Source organism: Mitsuokella sp. AF21-1AC, assembly GCF_003458855.1.
GTDB lineage: Bacteria > Bacillota > Negativicutes > Selenomonadales > Selenomonadaceae > Mitsuokella.
The window spans coordinates 264-21,865 of record NZ_QRVW01000016.1; the positions used below are offsets into that span (position 1 = coordinate 264).

The window sequence follows — 21,602 nt, forward strand, 5'->3', positions numbered from 1 at the left end:
GTAAATCGAAATATGCGCGGAACCTCGCCCATGGACCCCTTTCGGCCCTGCGGGCCACTTTCCCCGTGCGCGGGGACAGCTGGGGGCTCGTGCAGCAGCTCGATGTAAACAGGCGTAAAAGGCGCTGCTGGATGTATTCCGGCTTCAGCACGCGGCTAAATGTGGAAGGCGGGGACGAGGACGCTGTCGCACTCTGCCGGCCATAGACCTCATCCACCGCTGACACGGTCCCCTTTCCCCAGAGGGGAAGGCTTGGGCTCGCATAAAAACGCCCTGACGGTTTCTCGTCAGGGCGTTTTTGCGTGCGGTATGTTTGGTACAGAGTATTAATTGGGATCGAATTTCTTCGTGGCGTTTTCGAGCAGGCTGTCGCGGCAGGCTTTGGACGCGGCGAAGTAGTCGTGGATGGCGGCGCGGTCGTGGCGCTCGATGGCGCCGATGACTTCGCCGAGGATATTCTGGAGGTTCTTCAGGTCGCTGGCGATGGCGTCACCATTCGTCATGCAGATATCGGCCCACATGTCGGCGTTCGAGGAGGCGATGCGCGTCGTGTCCTTGAAACCGCCGCCGATGAGCTTGATGCACGACTCGCGGTCGTCGCCCGAGCGGTTTAAAAGCGTCACGAGCGCGGCGGCCGTGACGTGCGGCACATGGCTGATGACAGAGGCGCAGCGGTCGTGCTGGGCGATGTCGAGCGTCGTGAAGTTCGCACCCGTGTACTGGAGCACGCTCATGAGCTTTGCGTGGGCCTCAGGCGGCGCGCCGGTGTCTTCAACGATGACGTAGGCTTTGCCGACGAAGAGGTCCTTGACGGCGGCCTCGACGCCGCTTTTCTCGCGGCCCGTCATCGGATGGCCGGCGATGTAGTAGATGTCTTTCGGCAGGATCTTCTGCAGGTGCTGCCAGATGTATCCCTTCGTGCTGCCTGCGTCGGTGAGGATGGTGCCGGGCTTTAAATACGGCAGGATCTTTTCGACCATCGGCACGATCTGGAGAACCGGCGGGCTCAGAAAGACGATGTCGGCGTCCGCGACGACGGACGGAAGGTCCGACGATGCGTAGTCGACGGCGCCGAGCGCGACGGCTTTGTCCATCGAGGACTGGTGGCGGCAGAGGCCCGTGATGTAGATGGCGTCGCCGAGCTTGTCCTTGAGGCAGAGGCCGAGCGAGCCGCCGATGAGGCCGACGCCGATGATGGCAAATTTCAATTTCGCTTGGTTCATCTGGCTCATAATGTACGCCCCATGACTTCGCAGATCTTGCCGAGCTCGCTCATGAGCGCGTTGAAGTTCTTCGGCGTCAGGCTCTGGTCGCCGTCTGAAAGCGCGACTTCCGGATGCGGATGGACCTCGATGATGAGGCCGTCACAGCCCGCGGCGACGGCAGCGCGTGCCATCGGGCGCACCATTTCCCAGCGGCCCGTGCCGTGGCTCGGGTCGACGATGATTGGCAGATGCGAGAGTTCCTTGACGGCTGCAACGGCGCTGAGGTCGAGCGTGTTGCGCGTGAACGTCTCATACGTGCGGATGCCGCGCTCGCAGAAGATGACCTGCTCGTTGCCGCCCGCCATGATGTATTCGGCCGCGTTGAGCCATTCGCTGATCGTTGCCGCGAGGCCGCGCTTGAGCATGACGGGTTTCTTCGCCTTGCCGAGCGCCTTTAAGAGCTGGAAGTTCTGCATGTTGCGCGCGCCGACCTGGTAGACATCGGCGTATTTGCCGACGAGCTCGATGTCGTCCTTGTCGACGATCTCCGTGACGACCTTGAGGCCCTCTTCATCGGCGACCTGGCGCAGCATCTTGAGGCCTTCCTCGGCGAGTCCCTGGAAATCGTACGGGCTCGTGCGCGGCTTGAACGCACCGCCGCGCAGGAATTGGGCGCCGCCCTGTTTCACGGCATGCGCAGCCTCGCGCAGCTGGTCGATGCTCTCAACAGAGCACGGCCCTGCCATGACGACGACTTCCTTGCCGCCGATCTTGACGCCGTCGACGTCGACGATGGTGTCTTCCGGATGGAAATGGCGGCTGACGAGCTTGTATTTCTCCGTGATGCGCACGGTCTTCTCGACGCCTTCCATCATGTTCATCTCGAGGTTCGCGATCTTCTTGCGGTCGCCGATGACGCCAATGATCGTGCAGTCCTCGCCCGTCGAGAGGTGGGCCTTGAGGCCAACCTGGTGCAGGCGGTCCTCGATGTGTTCGATGTTCTCTTTCGTGGCATTCGGTTTCATGACAATGATCATAATGAGTTCCTCCCCTGTTTCTGCGGATGATGGCGGTGGTGATGAGAATTGGACATGTCCCGAAACAAAAAAAGCCCGCCCCTCTACAGGGACGAGCTGATATACCCGTGGTACCACCCTGCTTGCCGATGCAAGCCTCTCCTTTCGGATACTGACATATCCTAGCCTCTGATAACGGTGGCATTCCGGCGCGGCCTACTCCTTTCAGCCTGCTGCTCCTGAGTGTATTTCGTCCGTGCCTCCTGCGGCGTTTCACCGGCCCGCCGCTCTCTGTCAGGAAGTCCTCGGAGTACTTCTCTCAATCGTCGCATTTCACTTGATGTATATTACGATAACAGTTTTTGCGGGAATTGTCAACGTTTTTTCGCAAAAACGGCAAAAACTGTACCGTCCTTGCAGACATTTATATCAACAAAGGCAGGCGTCTGAACCACCCGCGGCCCGCGTGTCACACGCCCGCCCGCGATGGCAGGCACGGCTCAGACGCGCACCATGGCGATCTCGTCGCAGTTCGGAAATTTCGGGCAGTCGATGCATTCCTTCCAGACCTTGTGCGGCAGCTCTTCCTTCGTGATCGTCTGGAAGCCCAGCTTCTGGAAAAAGCCCGGCTTGTACGTCAGCGTGAAGTACTTCTCGACGCCCAGCGCATCGCCCTCCTCGATGAGGCGGCGCACAATCTCGGCGCCGATGCCCTGCCGCGTGAGTGCGGGCGAGATGGCCATCGTGCGGACTTCGGCGAGCTTGTCCCAGATCATGTGCAGGCCGCCGACGCCGACGACTTTGCCGTCATCGTCGACCGCGACGATCATGTCGCGCAGCGTCTCGTAGAGCGTGTTGCGCGCACGCGCGAGCATGACGCCGTCCGTCGCGTAGTTGTTGACGAGATCATAGATCGCTTCGATATCCTGAAAGGTTGCTTTGCGGTATTCCATTCTGTTATTTCCTCTCCTTTTCCGGTGCATCTTTGGCTGCCGGTGCGTCTTTGGCGGCTTTGGCAGAGCGTAACGCCTTGGCCGGCGTGTCTGCTGCAGCCTCACAGCTTGGGCAGACGGGTGCGAGCGGGCAGATGTCACAGGCGGGCTTCCTGGCCTTGCAGATCTTGCGGCCGTGCCAGATCAGCCAGTGATGCGCGTCGGACCATTTTTCGCGCGGGATGTTCTTCATGAGGCCCTGCTCGACGGCGAGCGGTGTCGTGCCCGTCGCGAGCTTCAGCCGGTTCGCGATGCGGAAGACGTGGGTGTCGACGGCGATGGCCGGCTGATGGAAGGCCACGCTCATGACGACGTTGGCCGTCTTGCGCCCGACGCCCGGCAGCTTCTGGAGCTCCTCGAAGTCCGCGGGGACCTCGCCGCCGTACTGCGTGCAGAGCATCTGGCAGGCCGCGAGGATGTTCTTGGCCTTGTTGCGGAAGAGCCCGCAGTCGCGGATCTCATTCTCGAGCGCCGGCAGGCCCATCGCGACGATGTCCTCGGGGCCGTGGACCTTCGCGAAGAGCCGCTTCGTCGTGACGTTGACGCGCTTGTCGGTGCACTGCGCCGAGAGGATGACGGCGATGAGGAGCTCGAAAGCGTTATGGAAAATGAGTTCGGGCTTCGCGCCGCGGTACGTCTCCTCGAGGATGGCGAGCTGCTCGGCCCGTATTTTCTTGGTAATGCGCATAAATCCACTTCCTGTCATGGCAAAAGGAAGGGCCCAATCCATGAATTGAGCCCTTTCCTGAGTTTCACGATTTATTCCATTATAGCAGATTCCGACCGTCTGGCAAGATGCGGCCCGAGCAGCTCAAGCTGCTTCCGCGGCCAAAGGCGCCTCAGCGGCCCAAACTGCTTCCGCTGCCTCAGTTCGTCAGGCTGCGGATCGGCGCCGGGATGCGGCCGCCGCGCGCGATGAACGCCTCGGAGCTGTACTGGTTGCGCACGGGGACGATTGGGCAGTAGCCGAGGAGACCGCCGAACTCGACGACGTCGCCGACTTTCTTGCCCGGGACCGGGATGACGCGCACGGCCGTCGTCTTGTTGTTGATCATGCCGATGGCGGCTTCGTCGGCGATGATGCCCGAGATCGTCGCGGCCGTCGTGTCACCCTCGATGGCGATCATGTCAAGGCCGACGGAGCAGACGCACGTCATGGCCTCGAGTTTCTCAATCGAGAGGCTGCCCTCCGAGACGGCGTGAATCATGCCCTCGTCCTCGCTGACCGGGATGAAGGCGCCCGAGAGGCCGCCGACGTGCGAAGAGGCCATGAGGCCGCCCTTCTTGACGGCGTCGTTGAGGAGGGCGAGTGCGGCCGTCGTGCCCGGCGCGCCGCAGCTCTCGATGCCCATTTCCTCGATGATGCGCGCGACGCTGTCGCCGACGGCCGGCGTCGGGGCCAGCGACAGATCGATGATGCCGAACGGCACGCCGAGACGCTTCGAGGCCTCGCGCGCGACGAGCTGGCCGACGCGCGTGATCTTGAAGGCTGTCTTCTTGATGGTCTCGGCGACTTCCGTGAAATCCGCGCCCTTGAGGTCCTCGAGCGCGTGCTTGACGACGCCCGGGCCCGAGACGCCGACGCTGACGACCTTGTCGGCCTCGCTGACGCCGTGGAAGGCACCGGCCATGAAGGGGTTGTCGCCCGGCGCGTTGCAGAAGACGACGAGCTTCGCGCAGCCTAAGGCCTGCTGGTCGCGCGTGAGCTCAGCTGTGCGCTTGATGACCTCGCCCATCTCGCGCACGCAGTCCATGTTGATGCCCGTCTTCGTCGAGCCGAGGTTCACGGACGAGCAGACGAGATCCGTCGTCGCGAGTGCCTGCGGGATTGAGTTGATGAGCACGCGGTCGCCGTGCGTGAAGCCCTTCTCGACGAGGGCTGAGAAGCCGCCGATGAAGTTGATGCCGACTTCCTTGGCCGCGCGGTCCATGGCCTCGGCGACCGGCACGTAGGAATCCGTCTTGCAGGCATCGGCCGCGATGGCAATCGGCGTGACCGAGACGCGCTTGTGGATGATGGGGATGCCGTACTCCGCCTCGATGTCCTCGCCCGTCTTGACGAGGAATTCCGCCGACGTCGTGATCTTGTCGTAGACGTTCTGGCAGAATTTCTCGATGTTCGGATGCGCACAGTCGCGCAGCGAAATGCCCATCGTGATCGTGCGGACATCGAGCTTGTTCTCCGTAATCATACGGTTTGTTTCTAAAATATCATCAATCGTTATCACAGATACTTGTCCTTTCCCTTCTGTCTCACTCAGATGCGGCGCATGCTCAATCAGATGCGGTGCATGACGTTGAAGATGTCCTCATGCTGGGCCTTGATCTCGACGTTGATCTCCTGGCCCTTCTCCTTGAGCGTCTTCTGCAGCTCGGCGAGCTTGATCTTGCTCTCGCTGATCTCGGCGATCATGACCATGTTGAAGAAACCGTCCATGATGTTCTGGTTGATGTTCAGGATGTTGACGTTGTTCTCGGCCAGGATCTGGCTGACCATGGCGATGATGCCCACGCGGTCTTTGCCGACAACCGTTACTACGAGTTTCATTTACACATTACCCCTTTTCTTCTGCTTCGTACCGCGCGCCTGTAACGATAACGCACCGTCTATCAGCACAATGATTTCTTCCATTATAACAAGGCTCTCTGGAAAAACCAATACCCCGCGGGAAATTTCTAGTAAATTCTAAGCCAGGTCCAGCCCTGTAACAGAAAGGTTGTTCGTATGAGAACAGCAAGCGACGGCTGCCCGCTCACAGTTTCCGGCAGGGCCAATCTGCCAGCGTGGGGCCACGGCAAATTTTGCCGGATATGATATAATGAAGGAAGCGGCCTGCGGCGTGCAGCGGCGGGCCCCAGACTCAGATGAAAGGATGATACCATATGGATTATGGATTCTTTGATGGCGCGTTCGTGCCGCTTGATGAAGCCGCGGCGGCCGTTAACGACCGTGGCTATGCGATGGGCGACGGAGCCTTCGAGGTCACGCGCGTCTATGACAGCAGATGCTTCGCGCTGCCCGAGCATATCAAGTCCCTGCGCCGGTCGCTGCGCGAGCTTGCCATCCCGATCACTTACATGGATGAGGAACTCACGGCCATCCACGAGGACCTCATCAAAAGGAGCGGCGTCAAAAACGGCCTCATCCGCCTGCAGGTGACGCGCGGCCTCGGCAGCAGCGGCCTCGCCTTCCCCAAAATGGTCGTGCCGCTGCTCTCGGCTGCCATCCACGACCTCGGTAAGGCCGCAGGGGAAGCGGACGACGCCGGCAGCGAAACGGATGACAACGCACCAAAAGGGATTGCAGCCATCTTTGCCGAGGACTGCCGCTGGCTGCGCTGCGACATCAATTCCCTGAACCGGCTCGGCAACGTGCTCGCGCAGGAGGAAGCCATGCGCCGCCACGCCGATACGGCCATCCTCTGCCGCCAGGATACGAACCTCATCACGGAGGGCACCGACGCCAATTTCTTCATCGTCAAGGACGGCCTTATCTGGACGCATCCTGAAGGCCACCTCATCCGCAGCGGCGTGACGCGCGCGCAGCTCCTCGGGCAGATTTTCCCGCAGCTCCAGCTGACCGTTGTCGAGAAGGCGTTCGCGCCGGCCTTCGCGCTGACAGCCGAGGAAGCCTTCGTCGCAAGCACCGCGCGCGGCATCGCCTCCGTCACGAAGATCGACGGCAAGCCCATCGGCACGGGCGAGCCCGGCCCCATCACGCAGTCCCTCGCCGCAGCCTACCGGGACTTCATCCAAAAGCAGCTTCGATAAGCAAAAAGCAGCATGCAGACGAAAACGGCCCGCCGAAGCTATCCCCCGCGCTCACAGCAGCTTTCTGCCGTGGGCGCTTTTTTCACCTGTCCCCGATCTGCCGCCAGCCCTATTTTTTCGGCTGGTTTATGCGGATTTTTTGGCCGTTTTTTCGTCTCTTTCGGCGTACTATAGCCGCATGTTATCGAAACGATTCTTTTATGATTGGATAAACACAGCTAATGATTCGAATTGGTTATCGTATGGGAAAAAAATCACGTTCTCCATTGACAAAGTCATTTTTAGTACCTATACTAGTCTTGTGATGCGAATTTGTGTGAACTCGTGAAAAACAATGTACGACGCGCGTTTCCCCTATTTCACAAAACGTTTTTGCCCATTTTAACTATGTATTCTCAATAAGTTCCATTTATGGAGCAATTATCCTAAGGAGAGTGTTATCTATGGCTAAGAAACCCGTTCAAATCATGGAGACTGTCCTGCGCGATGGTCATCAGTCCCTCTGCGCGACGCGCATGCGCACGTCTGACATGCTGCCGCAGCTTGAGGCACTCGATGCCGTCGGTTACAAGGCTCTTGAAGCTTGGGGCGGTGCCACGTTTGATACCTGCCTGCGTTTCCTCGATGAAGATCCGTGGGAGCGTCTGGATACGCTGAAATCCAAGCTCAAGACCCCGATCCAGATGCTGCTGCGCGGCCAGAACCTCCTCGGGTACAACCACTACTCCAACGATGTCGTCGAGAAATTCGTCCAGAAGGCTTCGGCACACGGCGTCGGCGTCTTCCGTATCTTCGATGCCCTCAACGATGTCCGCAACCTGCGCGTGGCCATCGATGCCGCCCTCAAATGCCCGGAGAAGCCGGAAGTCCAGGGCTGCCTCGTCTACACGGTCAGCCCGGTCCACACGAACGAAATGTTCGTCGACCTCGCCAAACAGCTGCAGGAGATGGGCTGCCATTCCATCTGCATCAAGGATATGTCCGGCCTCCTGAAGCCGTATGTCGCCGAGGACCTCGTCAAGAAACTCAAGGCTGCCCTCGATATCCCGGTTGAGCTCCACACGCACTGCACGTCGGGCTTCGGCCATGCAACGTACCTCAAGGCTGTTGAAGCCGGCGTCGACGTCATCGACTGCGCACTCGCACCGTTCTCCTCCGATACGTCCCAGCCGTGCACGGAGACGATGATCCGCATGCTCGAAGGCACGGAGCACGACACGGGCATCGATGTCCAGCAGCTCACGCCGATTTCCAAGTACTTCCTCGAAGTCAAGAAACGCCTCATCAAGGAATTCAACCTCAAGGGCTATTTCGACATCAACCCGAACGTCCTCGACTTCCAGATCCCGGGCGGCATGCTCTCGAACCTCGCCAACCAGCTCAAGGAAGCCGGCATGGAAGACAAGTATCAGGACCTGCTCGACGAGATGCCGCGCGTCCGCAAGGACCTCGGTTATCCGCCGCTCGTCACGCCGTCCTCCCAGATTGTCGGCACGATGGCCACGTTCAACGTCATGGCCGGCGAGCGCTACAAGATGGTCCCGACGGAGTTCAAGGATCTTGCCCGCGGCAAGTTCGGCCGCACGCCGGTTCCTGTCGACCGCGACTTCCTGACGAAGACGCTCGGCATCGCACCGGAAGACATCATCGAGGATTGCTCCATCGAGGATGCCAAGGCCAAGACGTTCGCCGACTTCAAGGCGGAGCTCAAGGACAAAGGCTATCTGAATCCGTCGGATGAGGATGTTCTCTCCTACGCCCTGTTCCCGCAGGTCGCTGAGGAGTTCTTCCAGCGCCACTTCCAGAAGATCACGGCTTACGTCAAATAAGTGCATAGCCGGATTCCATACCCACATACCCAATAAATCGTAGTTTGCCATAAAGGACGAAGTTCGCAGCCCCGCGAGCCTCGTCCTCTTTTTTTTGCCCGGTTCCCATGACTTCGCCGCTTCCGCTCCACCTGCCGTTCAGCGTCATAGCCCCCGTGCGGCCGGCCGGAGCCAGATTTTCATGCGCTCACACTCCCTGGCTGCCTGTAATCTATGGCCGCCGGCGGCCCATGATTGCCTGCGTACCGCGGCCGTTGTGCCTGGTTCGTTGCGATGGCGTGCCAGGCTTGACCGCCTTAGAAATATTCTATATAATAGGTATGTCATTTTTTTATAGTTAAAACGGATCACCGGCAGAAATGGAGTTTGATGAAATGGAAATCCTGAACTCGATTGTCAATGCAATCAACAATGTACTCTGGTCCTACGTCCTCATCGTCGTGCTCGTCGGCTGCGGCCTCTGGTTCACATTCTCGACGCGCTTCGTGCAGCTGCGGCTGCTGCCCGAGATGCTGCGCCTCCTGACCGAGGGCATCGGCAAGAAAACCGAAGGCGAGGCCATCAGCTCGTTCCAGGCCTTCTGCGTCAGCACGGCCTCACGCGTCGGCGTCGGCAACATCGCGGGCGTCGCCATTGCCATCGTCACGGGCGGCCCGGGCGCCGTCTTCTGGATGTGGGCCATCGCCTTCCTCGGCTGTGCGACGGGCTTTGTCGAGAGCACGCTCGCGCAGATCTACAAGCTGCCGCGCGGCAACGGCAAATTCCACGGCGGCCCCGCGTACTACATCAAGAACGCGCTCGGCCAGCCCGGCATCGCCAAGCTCTTCGCCATCCTGATTTCCGTGACGTTCGGCCTCATCTACGTCTCGGTCCAGGCCAATACCATCGCGCTCTCCGCGAAGACGGCATTCGGCATCGACCCGCTGCTCTCGGCCGCCTTCCTCTGCGTGCTCACGGCCCTCGTCATCTTCGGCGGCATGACGCGCATCGCGAAATTCACGGAATTCCTCGTGCCGATCATGGCGGGCCTCTACCTTTTGACAGCCTTCGTCATCATCGTGCTGCACATCGGCATGATTCCCTCGATGTTCGCGTTGATCCTCCACGACGCCTTCTCGCCGCAGGCAGCCGTCGGCGGCGGACTCGGCACGGCCATCCTCACGGGCGTCAAGCGCGGCCTCTTCTCGAATGAAGCCGGCGAAGGCTCCGTGCCGAACGCCGCGGCCACGGCCGACGTCACGCACCCCATCAAGCAGGGCCTCGTGCAGTCGTTTGGCGTCTACGTCGACACCTGGATTGTCTGCTCGGCCACGGCCTTCATCGTGCTGCTGACGGGCCAGTACACAATCGGCGGCGACCTCACGGGCATCGCGCTCGCCCAGGCCTCGCTCGCGAGCATCTTCGGCCCCATGGCCCCGGCGGCCGTCGCCATTCTCATCCTGATGTTCGCCTTCAGCTCGATTGTCGGCAACTACTACTACGGCGAAATCAACATCGCCTTCTTCGAGGGCAACACGAAAAAGGCACTGACCGTCTTCCGCATCGGCGTCGTGCTCATGGTCCTCTTCGGCTGCCTCGCCGAACTCTCCCTCGTCTGGAACCTCGCCGACCTCTTCATGGGCTTCCTCTGCCTCACGAACCTCTACGCCGTCGCGCGTCTCTCCAAATACGCGCGCATCGCGCTGTTTGACTACGTCAAGCAGAAAAAACAGGGCATCGAGGAGCCCGTCTTCGACCCTGCCATCTTAGGCGATGAACGCGGCGTCTACGCCTGGGGCGTCGACCGCAAAAACTGACACACCACCAAAAAGGAGCTGCCAAACGGCAGCTCCTTTCGCGTCTTCAGGCTTCAGGCTCGTCTTCTTCGACAGAACGCACGACTGTAACGAGTCGCGTGACCTTCCCCGTCCGTCCATGGACCTCTTCCACCGCTTACGCGGTCCCCCTTCCCCGTGCGCGGGGAAGGCTGGGGCTCGTGCAGATGGCGCCCCCTTGGGGGAAGCTGTCAGCGCAGCTGACTGAAGGGGTGACGGCTCGCAGCAACTTGTCATTTCCATGCAAATCGAAATATACGCAGGTCCTCGTCCATGGACCTCTTCCGCCCCTTCAGGCCACACCCGGGGATGCCACCGGCATCCCGCGCTTCGCGCCCCCGTGCGCGGGGCTGCGACGCTTGTGAGGACTTGCAGTTATGTATTGTTCTTCCCCGTCCGTCCATGGACCTCTTCCACCGCTTCGCGGTCCCCCTTCCCCGTGCGCGGGGAAGGCTGGGGCTCGTGCAGATGGCGTCCCCTTGGGGGAAGCTGTCAGCGCAGCTGACTGAAGGGGTGACGGCTCGCAGCAACTTGTCATTTCCATGCAAATCGAAATATGCGCAGGTCCTCGTCCATGGACCCCTTTCGGCCCTGCGGGCCACACCCGGGGATGCCACCGGCATCCCGCGCTTCGCGCCCCCACACGCGGGGCTGCGACGCTTGTGAGGACTTCCAATCGAGTATAGTCCCTGCCCGTCCGTCCATAGACCTCTTCCACCGCTTACGCGGTCCCCCTTCCCCGTGCGCGGGGAAGGCTGCGCGACTTGCCGCGCTCTTGTTCTACAAAAGGGCATGAGGAACCCGAGCGGAGGGATGTGTTCCGCCTGGAGGCGTGCAGCGATTGCCCGCAGGGATGGGGCCCAATACGAAAAACTCTTCACGCCGGATGTCGGAACGCCGCGGCAGGCGGCGAAGTACCTTTGCTTCTCACAGTCAGTTGGGTCACATTCAGCTGCGCGCTGAAGCCGGAATATATCCCGCAGCATCATCGGTCGTACGCATATCCTCGCTCATAGTCCCCTTTCGGCCCTCCAGGCCACACCCGGGGATGCCACCAGCATCCCGCGCTTCGCACCCCTGCGCGGGGTTACGCTGCATGTAAAGACTTGCAATCGATCATTGTTCATGCCCACCAGCTCAAGGACCTCTTCCACCGCTTCGCGGTCCCCCTTCCCCGTGCGCGGGGACGGCAATGCAAAAATGACGCGGCAGGCGTGATGTCTGCTGCGTCATTTTTTCTATCAGAACTGCCAGTTGATGCCGATGTTGCCCTGCCATTTCTTGTGCCAGTCGCTGCCGAACGAGCGCTGGACGTCGCCGTAGAGCGTCGTGCGGTCATTCAGGCGGTACGTGCCGCCGAGGCTGGCTTCGTACCAGGTGCTGCCGTAGTCACGCGACCAGTCCATTGTCTCGCCGTCGGCTGCAGAGAAGTGCATGCCGCGGCGGCCGCCGAACTCGTGCAGCGCGGAGAGGCGCAGGTAGTAGTCGAGCGGCTTTTCAGCATCCGGCGTGCGGCGGCCGAAGACGAAGCCGATACGGCCGATGAAGCTGTCGTAGTCATCGAGATGGACCTGCTTCTCGCGGGCCGTCGTGTAGTGCGTGCTGCCGAGATGGCCGTAGACGAGCTGGGCCTGCGGCTCGATGAAGAGCCCCTTGTCATTGAGCTTCATCGTTTTGCCATACTCGAGGCTCAGGCTCGCCGCACGCGTGCGGTAATTCGCCTGATCCGGATACGAGCCAAACGTATGAAGGTCCACATCGTCGCGTCCCCACTTGGCGACGGCGTCCGTGTAGACGCCCGAATCGCCGAACCAGGTGCCGTAGACACCAGCCGCAAGCGAATGGTTGCTGCTCGTGCCGTAGTCGTAATGCGGCGAAGCAATGCCGCGCTCGCCGAAGAAGCCGTAGAAGCTCTTGGGATCCGCCGCGTAATCATAGCCGAGCTGCAAAGCGTGATAGCGGCTGTCGTAGCCCGGGCCGTCGAACTCGCCGCCGTACATGCGCGCCCAGATGCCCGACGCATCCTGCTTGTCTTTGAGGAAGCGCAGCTCGCCCATGCGCTGGCGCAGTGTCTCGATATCCATGCGGTACGAGCCATAGGCGTAATCCGCCACACCGAGCAAAGGCTTCGTATCCTTGTTGATGCTCTTCTGGATTTTCGTCAGGTACCATTCCGTCTCTTTCCCAACGACATTCCCCTGCGCATCCTTTACCGTATCGCCGCGCTGAATGGTCGGTGTCACATCCCAGAGCCCGCCTTTATCGAGGGACTTGCCGGCAAATACGGCGTTCCTGCTTTCATCCGTGATGAGCAGCAGATTCCTGACGCCGGTCACCTCCTTGCCCGTGAGGAAACTCTTGTCGTAAACCTGCACGCTGCCCTGACTGCCGGCCGCCGCATCAGCGATCTGAATCTTATCGCCATCCGTCTGGCTGTCAAGGTCCGTCTTCATGAGGAACGTGCCATTCTTTCCCGTGAATGTGCCGATATGCAGCGTCTGATACGCATCATGCGCCTTCATATCGACCAGCGACGAGGTATTGTTCAGCGAAGTCAGATAACTGTCGCCCCTCATATGCCAGGCCGCACCGTCCTGCATGGTCAGATTCGTCGTGCCGGCTGCATCCGTACCCTGATAATCCGTGGCGCGGCCTTCCCAGTCGCCCTTCGCCAGCGTGATATTCGCCGTACCGCCATGACCGGCCGAGATATTGCCCTTGATCTCGCCGCCTGCCGCCGTCGTCACGTCAACCGTGCCGCCGGTCTTTGCATCCGCAGCCGGCGCCGCTGTCGTATCGATATCCGCCGTGATGTTGCCGTAGATGCCCTGAGCTTTGTCCACCGTGATCTTCGAATTCGTCTGCGCCATCAAAGCGGAAGAATCGACATCGGTAAATTCCTTATCCTGATAGCTGCGGTCATTACTGTCATCATGAACATTTACAACAGCATTCTGCTTGACAGTTACTTCCGATAATGCATGCTCTTCTGCGGGGTTATAAATCCCTGCCAAAACGCCAGCCCCGCCTGCATTCAGGATCGTCACCGTGCCGCTTCCATCTTCCTGCTTCCCATCAAAGGTAACCATACTGCCATCCAAGGCCGTAACATTTCCCTTGATAATATTGGTGTCCGCATTGAGCTGAATCGCGCTGTCACTATAGGACATCAAATTTCCCTGATATTCGGCATGATTGGCTGTCATCTGAATCGTTCCGCCGAAATCGCTGTAAAGCGCATCCACAGAACCGGATACAGAAATATTCTCAGCAGATCCCGTCACGGCACCAGCCGTATTTTTTACGCCATACCCGTTTTCTCCTGTTCCCCCAATGATGTCCAGCGAGTTCTGAGCCTTTAACGCAATCTTACTTTCCTCTGGCGATGCGCCATTCAAGAATACGCCCCGTAAGCTTTTGCCATCTGACGGATTGCCGTCCAGTGTGATATTCTTGCCCTCAAGCTTCATATCTACATAGCCCAGCCCCTGCAAAGCAATGCTGTAGCCAGATATATTGATATCGCCCGCGGAGTTCATCTGCAATGTTGAGGTATATGGATCTCCGTATGCCGAAACACCTACCCGACTATACAAAAGATTTTCATTTGGGTCCTTACAGGTTATCTGAATATTTTTGGCCTGGATATCCATAGAGCTGTCGTGCGTATCCGCGGTCATGTAAATGCCCCGCTGCTCATTGTCGAGGTTAAAGTCTCCAGACAGATCAAACTGTACGCTTTTGGCATTGGAAGACAATATGCCATGGCTGTTTTTTTTCGGCGTAATCGTAGTATCTCTGTATCGAGCCGAATCAATGGTTACGGAATGACCTTTAATTGCAGTCTCAGAGTTCCCATAGAAGAACAGCGTCTTCACTGAGCCGCTTTCTTCGTCTTCCCGGCTCTTCTCATTGTTCGTAAAATGATAGTCCGCTCCGGTCGACTTGCCATCAATGGTATCATCAATAGTTAACCTGCTGACAGGTGAACCTTCATTTATATTTCTGAAACTAAGATTATAGCCATTTGCTTCAAAATCGTATGTGTGCCCATCTGCCTTACCGACATGAATCGTCACATCCTGACCCGGATCATCAACCTGAAAGGCTTCTTGCCCTTTCGGATTGTTCAGCCGCGCGCCTTTGGCGAATGTGTAGTCAGACTTGCCAGTCGGGGTGATGATCTCACCATCATAGTCAACGAAATCCGTATACGTGCCGGGGTTTCCGTTAAACTCCGCTGCCCAAGCATGATCCTGGAACACGCAACCCCCTGTAACGGCCATAACAGCCAGCATGATCCGCAGCTGCTTTGCTTTTTTTCGATTCATACGAAACCCTCCCATAATACATATGATGTAAATCCGGTTTACATCATCATGGCTCTCGTTCTACATAAACCGGGAGGATTGTAGCACATATCAAAAAAAAAAAAACAGTGCTAAATATCGGTTCTTTCTTATCCACAGTCTTAATCATACTGTAATGAAATTTTAGTCCATTTTTCATAGTCTTTCTTGGTGAGACATCGATATTAGAGTTAGGATCAAGGCAGTACAAGGGATTGCGCGTACTCAGACAGTATAAAAATAAATTTTGTAAAACTTTTGTATTGCGGTACAGGACTGATAATGTAGAAGAATGTATCCTTCTTGGACAACAACGCCAATACCTGCCTGCCCCCTATCGGCCCTGCGGGCCACTTCCCCCGAAAGGGGAAGCTTCCACCGCTAACGCGCTGCCTTCCCCGCGCACGGGGAAGGTGCCGAGCTTGCGAGGCGGAAGAGGTCCTTGGACAAGGGGTTACGCACTGCCGTTCATGGACCTCTTCCACCGTTTTGCGGTCCCCCTTCTCCTGCGGGAGACGGCATTCGCTTCGATGTTCTGTTAGAAGAAGCCAAGCGGAGGGATGTATTCCGCCTGGAGGCGCAGAGCGATTGCCCGCAGGGCTGGGACCCAACAAGAAAAATCCTTTGCGCTGAATGTCAGAACGCCGCGGCAGGCGGCGAGCTGTCTTTGTCGTTCGTAGTAGATTGGTCCCCATTCAGCGTCGCGCTGAAGCCGGAATACATCCCGCAGCGCCTTGCCCATGGACCTCTTCCGGCCCTACGGGCCACCTTCTCCGGGGATGCCCCCGGCATCCCGCGCTTCGCGCCCGTGCGCGGGGACGGCTTTGAGCGACCCCTTGGGGAAGCTGTCAGCGCAGCTGACTGAAGGGGTACCTGCTCGCAGAATCATAGTGCTTCCGTGTAAACAAACATCACGTATCACAATCTCATTTCATCGAGCAGCAACGCCAATACCTGCTGAATCCCCTATCGGCCCTGCGGGCCACTTTCCCCAAGGGGAAAACTTGTTTAGCCAGCCGACTCCGCGCATCGTTGCGCCCTCATCCCTGTCCTTTCACATTTAGCGGCGCGACGAAGCCGGAATACATCCCGCAGCGTCTTGCTGCTAGCTGCCTCCAGCCCCTGACAACCTTTCGTTTTATATGATATAATAAAGACAAAAAGAAAGGGTGCCTGCCATGAAGCCGAAACGGTCTTACAAAGATTCGCTTTTCCGTCACATCTTCAACGACAAGCGGCGGCTCGCCAGCCTCTACACGGCCCTGACCGGCCGCAGCGTTGCTCCGAAGGACATCACGATCACGACGCTGCGCGGTGTGTTCTTCAACGACATCAAGAATGACATCAGCTTCCGCATCGGCGACCGCGACATCATCCTCATGGAACACCAGAGCTCATGGAATCCCAACATGCCGCTGCGCATGCTCTGGTACATCGCCAAGCTTTACAGCCGCCAGCTCGACTCCCGGGAGCTCGTCTACCGCTCGCGTCTCATCCCCATTCCCGCGCCGGAATTCTACGTCTTCTACAACGGCAGTCACGACGAACCCGACTACCAGGAACTCCATCTTTCCAGTGCCTTCTCTCACGCAACCAATTCCCTTGAGCTCGTCGTCAACTGTTACAACATCAACTACTCCACCCAAAATAGGCTCCTTGATTCCTGCTACGAGCTTCGCTGTTACAGCATCTTCGTACAGAAAGTCCGCGATGGCCTCCGAGACGGACTTGAGCTCAAAATTGCCATACGTCAAGCCATTACCTACTGCAAGACACATGACATATTAGCAGATTATTTCCAGAAGAACGAAAGTGAGGTGTTCGATATGGTCAACTTCAAATGGGATCAGAAACGCGCGCTCGAAGTCGCAAAAGAAGACGGTTTCGCTGATGGCGAGCGCAAAGCCTCGATGAAGATCGCGCTGTCTCTTTTAAAAAAAGGCCTTCCAATAGGCATCATCACCGACTCGACCAACCTCTCACTTGAAGAGATCCGCAAAATCGCCAAAGATAACGGTCTGGCCTTCTGACTAGTCCCTTAATACAAAAGCGAAAAAGCCATGTTCGTATTTTGAGCATGGCTTTTTCTCCATTCAAAGTACTTTGCCCATGGACCTCTTCTGGCCCTGCGGGCCACCTTCCCCGGGGATGCCACCGGCATCCCGCGCTTCGCGCCCGTGCGGGGAGAAGGCCTAGGGGCTCGTGCAGATGGCGTCCCCTTTGGGGAAGCTGTCAGCGCAGCTGACTGAAGGGGTGACGGCTCGCAGCGACTTGCCATTTCGATGCAAATCAAAATATGTGCAGGTCCTCGTCCATGGACCCCTTTCGGCCCTCCGGGCCACTTTCCCCGCACGCGGGGACAGCTTGAGGCTCGTGCAGATGGCGTCCCCATTGCCTTCCCCTCTGGGGAAGGCATAAAAAAACTCCAGCGGGGTTGCTGGAGTTTTTTCGCCTAATGGCGTCAGATATGGAAGAAGTTCATGCATTTCATGGTCAGCTGCTTGGCGTCGGCGTTTTTGTGCTTGAGCAGGTACTCGAGCGTGTAGACGTAGAAGAACGAAGAGATTGGGACGAAGCGGCGGCCTTTGCGGAAGTTGCCCCAGATCAGGAGCTTGTGGTAAATCTTGGCGAAGTCCTCGGGGGTCGCTTCGTATTTCTTCATGATGCGCCGGAGCTTCCAGTCCGACTGGCAGTACGCGTAAATCTTCGGCAGCAGCGCGGAGTTGTGGACGTCGTCGCTGTAGGCCTGGATGAGGCGGTTGACGACGGACGAGCGGTGCAGGGAATGGTACATCTCCAGGCCGAACACGCCGATGATTATGATCAGCACGAATAAATAAAGTGAATATACGTTCATGCTCTCACCTCAGCGCACGGGCTTGCCGGCCGTTGCGGCGTAGATGGCAAATTCTTCACGGCCATCGAGCGCCAGCGCCTGGTTGAGCGCCGCGTCGTCGAACGAGCCGACGGCGCAGACGCCGGTCTTGACGGTCTGGGCGGCGAGATAGAGATTCTCGCAGACGTGGCCGGCATCGAGGAAGAGGTAGCGGTAGGCGCGCGGGCCGTAGCGGTGCGTCATGCGGTCGCGCACGGCCGACCAGACGAAGGTCACGGCGCTATTTTCCACTATGCGGCGGCCCGGAAAGGCCGCGAGGAACGCTTCTTTGTCGAGGTCCGTGAGCGGCAAGAGCGCGTGGTCAAACGGCAGGAAGCGGTAAAAACCGGGCTTCAGCCCTTCGACGCGCTGCACGAAAAGGTACGTCTCGAGCGCGTGGCGCGCGCCGGCCGACGGCACGTTGCGCATGCTGCCGCCGTTCGGCAGGGCCATCTTGACGCCCTGCGTGCACCAGAGGAGATACGAGAGCTCCTTGACGGGGATGGGCTCGTCCTGCTGGTACTGGCGCACGGAGGTGCGCAGCTCAATGGTTTCAAGGAAATTGACGTTGATGTCGGGGAAAAAATCCGGCTCGGGCAACGTCACAAAGCTCCTGCCGTTCTGCGGCGGCACGTATTTCTCGGGGGCCGGCACGGGCATGCCCTCTTTCAGCGGCACGTCCTGGCAGTGCTCGAGCGTCGTGCCGGCCATGAACTGTTCTTCAAGCGAAAGATCCAACATCATCACCTCAGAGATCCGGGCGGACACCTGTCTTGCCCGTGAATTTATGGTAGCTGGCACCTTTGCGGCGGCCCATGAGCTCGGCGAAGAGCTCCTCCGGCGAGATGTTGTGGTACGCGAGCAGCACGAGGCAGTGGTACCAGAGATCGCCCATCTCGTAGACGATATCCTTGCGCACGTTGTTCTTCGAGGCGATAATGGTCTCGACGGCCTCCTCGCCGACTTTCTTCAGGATCTTGTCCTGGCCCTTTTCAAACAGGTAATTCGTGTAGGAGCCTTCGACCGGGTTGACGCGGCGGTCCTGGATGACGTTGTAGAGGTCGTAAAGGACGGTCGCAAGGTTGGCCTTTTTCTCCGGCGGGATGACGGCAATGCCCTTCTGCTCCTCGCCCGCGAGCCTGCGGCCCGAGAAGCAGGTGTACGTGCCCGTATGGCAGGCCACGCCCGTCTGGTGCACGCGCACGAGCAGCGTATCGCCGTCACAGTCGTAGGAAATCTCACGCACGCGCTGGACGTTGCCGGACGTCTCGCCCTTCTGCCAGAGCTTCTGGCGGCTGCGGCTGAAGAACCAGGTGTAGCCGGTCGCAAGCGTCTTCTTGAGGGATTCCTCGTTCATGTAGGCCAGCATGAGGACCTGGCCGTTCTCCTCCTGCACGATGGCAGGCACGAGGCCTTTTTCATCAAATTTGACCATCGAGATATCGACGTTGTTTTGCATTTGTTCCATCAGAATCGAACCTCCACTCCGCGGGACTGCAAGTATTCCTTGACCTGACGGACCGTGAACTCACCGTAATGGAAGACGGAAGCCGCGAGCACGGCGTCGGCCTTGCCGAGCGTCAGCACATCGTAAAAATGCTCGAGCTTGCCGGCACCGCCCGAGGCGATGACGGGCACATCGACGGCCTCCGATACGGCGCGCGTGAGCTCGATGTCGTAGCCGTCCTTCGTGCCGTCGGCGTCCATGCTCGTCAAGAGGATCTCGCCGGCACCGAGGGAGACGGCTTTTTTGACCCACTCGAGGCAGTCGAGCCCCGTCGGCGTGCGGCCGCCGTTGACGTATACTTCCCACTTGTGGTCGCCCGCGCGGCGCGCATCGACGGCGAGCACCATGCACTGGCGCCCGAAGCGCTCGGCCCCCTCGCGCAGAAGCGATGGGTTCTTGACGGCAGCGGTGTTGAGGGACGTCTTGTCGGCGCCAGCCTTGAGCATGCGGCGCATGTCTTCGACCGTGCGGATGCCGCCGCCCACCGTGAACGGGATGAACACCTGCGAGGCGCAGTCGCGCGCGACCTTTACCATCGTCTGGCGGTCGTCGCTCGAGGCTGTGATGTCGAGGAAGACGAGCTCATCGGCGCGTTCGGCGTCGTAGCGGGCCGCGAGCTCCACCGGGTCGCCCGCGTCGCGCAGCCCGACGAAATTCGTGCCTTTGACGACACGACCATCCTTGACATCCAGGCAAGGAATAATGCGTTTTGTATACATATATTTTAGTCCTCCTTCGCCGCGATTTCAATAGCCTGCGCGAGGTCGAGCGTGCCCATGTAGATGGACTTGCCGACGATGACGCCCTCGATGCCGTCCGCTTCATGCGGCTTCAGGGCCTCGATGTCCGCGAGCGACTTGACGCCGCCCGAGGCGACGACCGCGACGCCGCTCTCGCGCGCAAGCTTGGCCGTGGCCTCGACGTTGACACCCGCCAGCGTGCCGTCGCGCGAAATATCCGTGTAGATGATCGTCCTGACGCCTGCTTTCTTCATCTCTTTGGCGAGTGCCGTGGCCTCGACATCGCCCGAGACGCCCCAGCCGTCGACGGCGACGATGCCGTCCTTCGCGTCGATGCCGACGACGATGCGGTCACCGTACTTCGCGCAGGCTTCCCGCACGAGCTTTGGATCGCGCACGGCCACGGAACCCAGGATCACGCGGCGCACGCCGAGCGCGAGCACGTCGTCGATGTTCTTCATCGTGCGGATGCCGCCGCCGAGCTCCACGGGGATGTCGACGGCCGCAAGGATCTTCTTCACCGTCTCAAGGTTGCGCGACTCGCCCGCGAGCGCCCCGTCGAGGTCGACGAGATGCAGGAACTGTGCTCCCTGTGCCTGCCATTTCTTCGCCATTTCCTCGGGGCGGTCCGAGAAGACCGTCTCCTGCTTGAAGTCACCCTTCAAGAGCCGCACGCATTTCCCGCCGCGGATATCGATTGCTGGAAAAATAATCATCGGAAATCCTCCTGCCTCTCGCTGTTCATTGCTGATTGTTCCATTTTTCCATTTGTATGGTTTCGTCTCGTATGTCTTCTTCCGAAAAAACGGCAAACGGCCGAAATCACGTTCAGCCGCTTCGCCGTTCTCGTTTTCCTGTATATGGCTGCCTCTCAGCTTTGCCTCTTATGCTTCTGCTTCGATGAAATTCTTCAGGATGTGCAGGCCCACGTCGCCGGATTTCTCGGAGTGGAACTGCGTGGCCTGGACGTTGCCCTTGGCGACGGATGCCGTGAGCTGCTCGCCGTACTCCGTCACGGACGTGATGACCGCGGGGTCCTCGGGCACGGCGTGGTAGCTGTGCACGAAGTAGACGTAGGGTTTCTCCCCGAGCCCTGCGAAAAGGTCCGCCTTTTGCCGCGGCTCGCGGATGGCAAGCGAATTCCAGCCCATGTGCGGCACCTTGAGTCCCGGGGCCTGAATCTTTTTCACGAGCCCTGGAATCAGGCCGAGGCCGCGGACGCCCGGGCTCTCCTCGCTGCCGTCAAAGAGGATCTGCAGGCCGACGCAGATGCCAAGCAGCGGCTTGCCTTTTGCGACGCAGTCCAGCAGCACCGGAATGAGGCCGCTTGCCTCGAGGTTCTTCATGCAATCGCCGAAGGCCCCGACGCCCGGCAGCACGATTTTGTCGGCCGCGCGGATGACCGCTTCGTCACTCGTGACGCGGACATCGGCGCCAAGTGCCGCGAAGGCCTTCTCGACGCTGAAGAGGTTGCCCACGCCGTAATCGATTACTGCAATCATAC

19 protein-coding genes and 1 other annotated feature are annotated in these 21,602 nt (G+C 59.0%); of the genes, 6 read left to right on the top strand and 13 right to left on the bottom strand.

Going from position 1 to position 21,602, the window contains the following annotated elements; all coding sequences use genetic code 11:
• Positions 1 to 206, top strand: a 206-nt coding sequence (locus DWX75_RS12200) for a hypothetical protein (RefSeq protein ID WP_233519513.1), incomplete at its 5' end; no start/stop codon positions are given.
• 120 nt (positions 207 to 326) lie between these two features.
• On the opposite strand, the gene DWX75_RS07035 is transcribed toward DWX75_RS12200, so the two are convergent.
• The 6 genes from DWX75_RS07035 to DWX75_RS07060 form a co-directional block, all read right to left on the bottom strand.
• Positions 327 to 1,223, bottom strand: a complete 897-nt coding sequence (locus DWX75_RS07035) for a prephenate dehydrogenase/arogenate dehydrogenase family protein (RefSeq protein WP_118015675.1) — start codon at positions 1,221 to 1,223, stop codon at positions 327 to 329.
• A 5-nt stretch (positions 1,224 to 1,228) separates the two neighbouring features.
• The gene (aroF, locus tag DWX75_RS07040) at positions 1,229 to 2,242 is read right to left on the bottom strand and encodes a 3-deoxy-7-phosphoheptulonate synthase (RefSeq protein ID WP_118015631.1); all 1,014 of its coding nucleotides are present in this window, start codon (positions 2,240 to 2,242) and stop codon (positions 1,229 to 1,231) included.
• Positions 2,243 to 2,326: 84 nt separating this feature from the next.
• Positions 2,327 to 2,557 (bottom strand) — a binding site (T-box leader).
• Positions 2,558 to 2,721: 164 nt separating this feature from the next.
• Positions 2,722 to 3,174 carry an N-acetyltransferase gene (locus DWX75_RS07045; protein WP_118015632.1) on the bottom strand — a complete coding sequence of 151 codons (453 nt, stop codon included), beginning with the start codon at positions 3,172 to 3,174 and terminating at the stop codon, positions 2,722 to 2,724.
• A 4-nt stretch (positions 3,175 to 3,178) separates the two neighbouring features.
• Positions 3,179 to 3,901: an endonuclease III gene (gene nth / locus DWX75_RS07050; protein WP_233519514.1), complete on the bottom strand. Its 723-nt coding sequence runs from the start codon at positions 3,899 to 3,901 to the stop codon at positions 3,179 to 3,181.
• A 178-nt stretch (positions 3,902 to 4,079) separates the two neighbouring features.
• A complete protein-coding gene (locus tag DWX75_RS07055; protein ID WP_118015633.1) occupies positions 4,080 to 5,441 on the bottom strand; it encodes a PFL family protein in 1,362 nt (453 codons plus the stop codon).
• 50 nt (positions 5,442 to 5,491) lie between these two features.
• Entirely contained in the window at positions 5,492 to 5,761 is a 270-nt protein-coding gene (locus DWX75_RS07060; protein ID WP_118015634.1) for an ACT domain-containing protein, read from the bottom strand.
• 335 nt (positions 5,762 to 6,096) lie between these two features.
• Between DWX75_RS07060 and DWX75_RS07065 the strand changes: the two genes are divergently transcribed.
• The 3 genes from DWX75_RS07065 (at position 6,097) to DWX75_RS07075 (ending at position 10,609) form a co-directional block, all read left to right on the top strand.
• Complete coding sequence (locus DWX75_RS07065; RefSeq protein WP_118015635.1) at positions 6,097 to 6,984, top strand: aminotransferase class IV; 888 nt, start codon at positions 6,097 to 6,099, stop codon at positions 6,982 to 6,984.
• Positions 6,985 to 7,427: 443 nt separating this feature from the next.
• Positions 7,428 to 8,813 (top strand): pyruvate carboxylase subunit B, encoded by a 1,386-nt coding sequence (locus DWX75_RS07070; protein ID WP_118015636.1) that lies wholly within the window; start codon positions 7,428 to 7,430, stop codon positions 8,811 to 8,813.
• A 374-nt stretch (positions 8,814 to 9,187) separates the two neighbouring features.
• A complete protein-coding gene (locus tag DWX75_RS07075; protein WP_118015637.1) occupies positions 9,188 to 10,609 on the top strand; it encodes a sodium:alanine symporter family protein in 1,422 nt (473 codons plus the stop codon).
• A 1,259-nt stretch (positions 10,610 to 11,868) separates the two neighbouring features.
• Here DWX75_RS07075 and DWX75_RS07080 read toward each other — a convergent pair.
• Positions 11,869 to 14,097, bottom strand: a complete 2,229-nt coding sequence (locus DWX75_RS07080; protein WP_158558772.1) for an autotransporter outer membrane beta-barrel domain-containing protein — start codon at positions 14,095 to 14,097, stop codon at positions 11,869 to 11,871.
• A 1,546-nt stretch (positions 14,098 to 15,643) separates the two neighbouring features.
• Between DWX75_RS07080 and DWX75_RS11990 the strand changes: the two genes are divergently transcribed.
• Both DWX75_RS11990 and DWX75_RS07090 read left to right on the top strand, forming a co-directional pair.
• Positions 15,644 to 15,841, top strand: a complete 198-nt coding sequence (locus DWX75_RS11990) for a hypothetical protein (RefSeq protein WP_147671543.1) — start codon at positions 15,644 to 15,646, stop codon at positions 15,839 to 15,841.
• A 313-nt stretch (positions 15,842 to 16,154) separates the two neighbouring features.
• Complete coding sequence (locus DWX75_RS07090) at positions 16,155 to 17,006, top strand: Rpn family recombination-promoting nuclease/putative transposase (RefSeq protein ID WP_118015640.1); 852 nt, start codon at positions 16,155 to 16,157, stop codon at positions 17,004 to 17,006.
• Positions 17,007 to 17,437: 431 nt separating this feature from the next.
• On the opposite strand, the gene DWX75_RS07095 is transcribed toward DWX75_RS07090, so the two are convergent.
• From DWX75_RS07095 to hisH, 6 genes are all read right to left on the bottom strand, one after another.
• Positions 17,438 to 17,833 carry a hypothetical protein gene (locus tag DWX75_RS07095; RefSeq protein ID WP_118015641.1) on the bottom strand — a complete coding sequence of 132 codons (396 nt, stop codon included), beginning with the start codon at positions 17,831 to 17,833 and terminating at the stop codon, positions 17,438 to 17,440.
• A gap of 9 nt (positions 17,834 to 17,842) precedes the next feature.
• Positions 17,843 to 18,595, bottom strand: a complete 753-nt coding sequence (locus DWX75_RS07100) for a SagB/ThcOx family dehydrogenase (protein WP_233519515.1) — start codon at positions 18,593 to 18,595, stop codon at positions 17,843 to 17,845.
• Between the two features lie 4 nt (positions 18,596 to 18,599).
• Positions 18,600 to 19,310, bottom strand: a complete 711-nt coding sequence (hisIE, locus tag DWX75_RS07105) for a bifunctional phosphoribosyl-AMP cyclohydrolase/phosphoribosyl-ATP diphosphatase HisIE (RefSeq protein WP_118015677.1) — start codon at positions 19,308 to 19,310, stop codon at positions 18,600 to 18,602.
• An 8-nt stretch (positions 19,311 to 19,318) separates the two neighbouring features.
• Positions 19,319 to 20,077, bottom strand: a complete 759-nt coding sequence (gene hisF / locus DWX75_RS07110; RefSeq protein WP_118015642.1) for an imidazole glycerol phosphate synthase subunit HisF — start codon at positions 20,075 to 20,077, stop codon at positions 19,319 to 19,321.
• A 5-nt stretch (positions 20,078 to 20,082) separates the two neighbouring features.
• Positions 20,083 to 20,814 carry a 1-(5-phosphoribosyl)-5-[(5-phosphoribosylamino)methylideneamino]imidazole-4-carboxamide isomerase gene (gene hisA, locus DWX75_RS07115; RefSeq protein ID WP_118015643.1) on the bottom strand — a complete coding sequence of 244 codons (732 nt, stop codon included), beginning with the start codon at positions 20,812 to 20,814 and terminating at the stop codon, positions 20,083 to 20,085.
• A 168-nt stretch (positions 20,815 to 20,982) separates the two neighbouring features.
• Positions 20,983 to 21,600 carry an imidazole glycerol phosphate synthase subunit HisH gene (gene hisH / locus DWX75_RS07120; protein ID WP_118015644.1) on the bottom strand — a complete coding sequence of 206 codons (618 nt, stop codon included), beginning with the start codon at positions 21,598 to 21,600 and terminating at the stop codon, positions 20,983 to 20,985.
• Positions 21,601 to 21,602 lie beyond the last annotated feature (2 nt).

What these genes read in the sequence shown, in the direction of transcription:
- DWX75_RS07075 (WP_118015637.1), top strand. Translation starts at nt 9,188, where the DNA reads ATGGAAATCCTGAACTCGATTGTCAATGCAATCAACAATGTACTCTGG.
- nth (WP_233519514.1), bottom strand. Translation starts at nt 3,901, where the DNA reads ATGCGCATTACCAAGAAAATACGGGCCGAGCAGCTCGCCATCCTCGAG.
- DWX75_RS07100 (WP_233519515.1), bottom strand. Translation starts at nt 18,595, where the DNA reads ATGATGTTGGATCTTTCGCTTGAAGAACAGTTCATGGCCGGCACGACG.
- DWX75_RS07065 (WP_118015635.1), top strand. Translation starts at nt 6,097, where the DNA reads ATGGATTATGGATTCTTTGATGGCGCGTTCGTGCCGCTTGATGAAGCC.
- hisIE (WP_118015677.1), bottom strand. Translation starts at nt 19,310, where the DNA reads ATGCAAAACAACGTCGATATCTCGATGGTCAAATTTGATGAAAAAGGC.
- DWX75_RS07080 (WP_158558772.1), bottom strand. Translation starts at nt 14,097, where the DNA reads ATGAAGCTTGAGGGCAAGAATATCACACTGGACGGCAATCCGTCAGAT.
- hisF (WP_118015642.1), bottom strand. Translation starts at nt 20,077, where the DNA reads ATGTATACAAAACGCATTATTCCTTGCCTGGATGTCAAGGATGGTCGT.
- DWX75_RS07035 (WP_118015675.1), bottom strand. Translation starts at nt 1,223, where the DNA reads ATGAACCAAGCGAAATTGAAATTTGCCATCATCGGCGTCGGCCTCATC.
- DWX75_RS07095 (WP_118015641.1), bottom strand. Translation starts at nt 17,833, where the DNA reads ATGAACGTATATTCACTTTATTTATTCGTGCTGATCATAATCATCGGC.
- hisH (WP_118015644.1), bottom strand. Translation starts at nt 21,600, where the DNA reads ATGATTGCAGTAATCGATTACGGCGTGGGCAACCTCTTCAGCGTCGAG.
- DWX75_RS07060 (WP_118015634.1), bottom strand. Translation starts at nt 5,761, where the DNA reads ATGAAACTCGTAGTAACGGTTGTCGGCAAAGACCGCGTGGGCATCATC.
- DWX75_RS07070 (WP_118015636.1), top strand. Translation starts at nt 7,428, where the DNA reads ATGGCTAAGAAACCCGTTCAAATCATGGAGACTGTCCTGCGCGATGGT.
- hisA (WP_118015643.1), bottom strand. Translation starts at nt 20,814, where the DNA reads ATGATTATTTTTCCAGCAATCGATATCCGCGGCGGGAAATGCGTGCGG.
- aroF (WP_118015631.1), bottom strand. Translation starts at nt 2,242, where the DNA reads ATGATCATTGTCATGAAACCGAATGCCACGAAAGAGAACATCGAACAC.
- DWX75_RS07090 (WP_118015640.1), top strand. Translation starts at nt 16,155, where the DNA reads ATGAAGCCGAAACGGTCTTACAAAGATTCGCTTTTCCGTCACATCTTC.
- DWX75_RS07045 (WP_118015632.1), bottom strand. Translation starts at nt 3,174, where the DNA reads ATGGAATACCGCAAAGCAACCTTTCAGGATATCGAAGCGATCTATGAT.